Below are 2,853 nucleotides of genomic sequence, written 5' to 3'. Positions count from 1 at the left end.
GTCAGGGAGAACTCATCTCGGGGCAAGTTTCGTGCTTAGATGCTTTCAGCACTTATCTTTTCCGCACTTAGCTACCGGGCAGTGCCATTGGCATGACAACCCGAACACCAGTGGTGCGTTCACTCCGGTCCTCTCGTACTAGGAGCAACCCCCCTCAATTCTCCAGCGCCCACGGCAGATAGGGACCGAACTGTCTCACGACGTTCTAAACCCAGCTCGCGTACCACTTTAAACGGCGAACAGCCGTACCCTTGGGACCTACTTCAGCCCCAGGATGTGATGAGCCGACATCGAGGTGCCAAACACCGCCGTCGATATGAACTCTTGGGCGGTATCAGCCTGTTATCCCCGGAGTACCTTTTATCCGTTGAGCGATGGCCCTTCCATTCAGAACCACCGGATCACTATGACCTGCTTTCGCACCTGCTCGAGCCGTCACTCTCGCAGTCAAGCTGGCTTATGCCATTGCACTAACCTCCTGATGTCCGACCAGGATTAGCCAACCTTCGTGCTCCTCCGTTACTCTTTGGGAGGAGACCGCCCCAGTCAAACTACCCACCAGACACTGTCCGCAGCCCGGATCACGGGCCTACGTTAGAACATCAAACATTAAAGGGTGGTATTTCAAGGTTGGCTCCACGCAGACTGGCGTCCACGCTTCAAAGCCTCCCACCTATCCTACACATCAAGGCTCAATGTTCAGTGTCAAGCTATAGTAAAGGTTCACGGGGTCTTTCCGTCTTGCCGCGGGTACACTGCATCTTCACAGCGATTTCAATTTCACTGAGTCTCGGGTGGAGACAGCCTGGCCATCATTACGCCATTCGTGCAGGTCGGAACTTACCCGACAAGGAATTTCGCTACCTTAGGACCGTTATAGTTACGGCCGCCGTTTACCGGGGCTTCGATCAAGAGCTTCTCCTTGCGGATAACCCCATCAATTAACCTTCCGGCACCGGGCAGGCGTCACACCGTATACGTCCACTTTCGTGTTTGCACAGTGCTGTGTTTTTAATAAACAGTTGCAGCCAGCTGGTATCTTCGACTGCCTTCAGCTCCATCCGCGAGGGACTTCACCTGATGACAGCGTGCCTTCTCCCGAAGTTACGGCACCATTTTGCCTAGTTCCTTCACCCGAGTTCTCTCAAGCGCCTTGGTATTCTCTACCTGACCACCTGTGTCGGTTTGGGGTACGATTTCGTGTTACCTGGAGCTTAGAGGCTTTTCCTGGAAGCAGGGCATCAGTTACTTCACCACCGTGGTGGCTCGTCGTCACGCCTCAGCCTTAAGATACCCCGGATTTACCAAAGGTATCAGCCTACACGCTTAAACCGGGACAACCGTCGCCCGGATAACCTAGCCTTCTCCGTCCCCCCTTCGCAGTAACACCAAGTGCAGGAATATTAACCTGCTTCCCATCGACTACGCTTTTCAGCCTCGCCTTAGGGGTCGACTCACCCTGCTCCGATTAACGTTGAACAGGAACCCTTGGTCTTCCGGCGAGCGGGCTTTTCACCCGCTTTATCGTTACTTATGTCAGCATTCGCACTTCTGATACCTCCAGCATGCCTCACAGCACACCTTCAACGGCTTACAGAACGCTCCCCTACCCAACAACACATAGTGTCGCTGCCGCAGCTTCGGTGCATGGTTTAGCCCCGTTACATCTTCCGCGCAGGCCGACTCGACCAGTGAGCTATTACGCTTTCTTTAAATGATGGCTGCTTCTAAGCCAACATCCTGGCTGTCTGTGCCTTCCCACATCGTTTCCCACTTAACCATGACTTTGGGACCTTAGCTGGCGGTCTGGGTTGTTTCCCTCTTCACGACGGACGTTAGCACCCGCCGTGTGTCTCCCGTGATAACATTCTCCGGTATTCGCAGTTTGCATCGGGTTGGTAAGCCGGGATGGCCCCCTAGCCGAAACAGTGCTCTACCCCCGGAGATGAGTTCACGAGGCGCTACCTAAATAGCTTTCGGGGAGAACCAGCTATCTCCCGGTTTGATTGGCCTTTCACCCCCAGCCACAAGTCATCCGCTAATTTTTCAACATTAGTCGGTTCGGTCCTCCAGTTAGTGTTACCCAACCTTCAACCTGCCCATGGCTAGATCACCGGGTTTCGGGTCTATACCCTGCAACTTAACGCCCAGTTAAGACTCGGTTTCCCTGCGGCTCCCCTATACGGTTAACCTTGCTACAGAATATAAGTCGCTGACCCATTATACAAAAGGTACGCAGTCACCCCATTAAAGAGGCTCCCACTGCTTGTACGTACACGGTTTCAGGTTCTGTTTCACTCCCCTCGCCGGGGTTCTTTTCGCCTTTCCCTCACGGTACTGGTTCACTATCGGTCAGTCAGGAGTATTTAGCCTTGGAGGATGGTCCCCCCATATTCAGACAGGATACCACGTGTCCCGCCCTACTCTTCGAACTCACAATCTGTGCACTTTCGTGTACGGGACTATCACCCGGTATCGTGCGACTTTCCAGACGCTTCCACTAACGCACAAACTGATTCAGGTTCTGGGCTGTTCCCCGTTCGCTCGCCGCTACTGGGGGAATCTCGGTTGATTTCTTTTCCTCCGGGTACTTAGATGTTTCAGTTCCCCGGGTTCGCCTCGCAACACTATGTATTCATGTTGCGATGATGCACTGGGTGCACCGGGTTTCCCCATTCGGACATCGTCGGCTGTAGCGGTTCATATCACCTTACCGACGCTTTACGCAGATTAGCACGTCCTTCATCGCCTCTGACTGCCAGGGCATCCACCGTGTACGCTTAGTCGCTTAACCTCACAACCCACAGGCGTTTTGCAACGCGTGCAGACTGCAAGCATTTGAGAGACTCGAAC

Annotated in this window: 1 rRNA gene; it reads right to left on the bottom strand. The window is 53.7% G+C overall.

Going from position 1 to position 2,853, the window contains the following annotated elements:
• A 23S ribosomal RNA gene (locus MWH02_RS22970) occupies positions 1-2,794 on the bottom strand; the annotation flags it as partial.
• Positions 2,795-2,853: the final 59 nt, after the last annotated feature.

This window comes from Pantoea leporis (assembly GCF_028048155.1).
GTDB lineage: Bacteria > Pseudomonadota > Gammaproteobacteria > Enterobacterales > Enterobacteriaceae > Pantoea > Pantoea leporis.
This window is presented reverse-complemented; position numbering and strand designations above follow the sequence as displayed.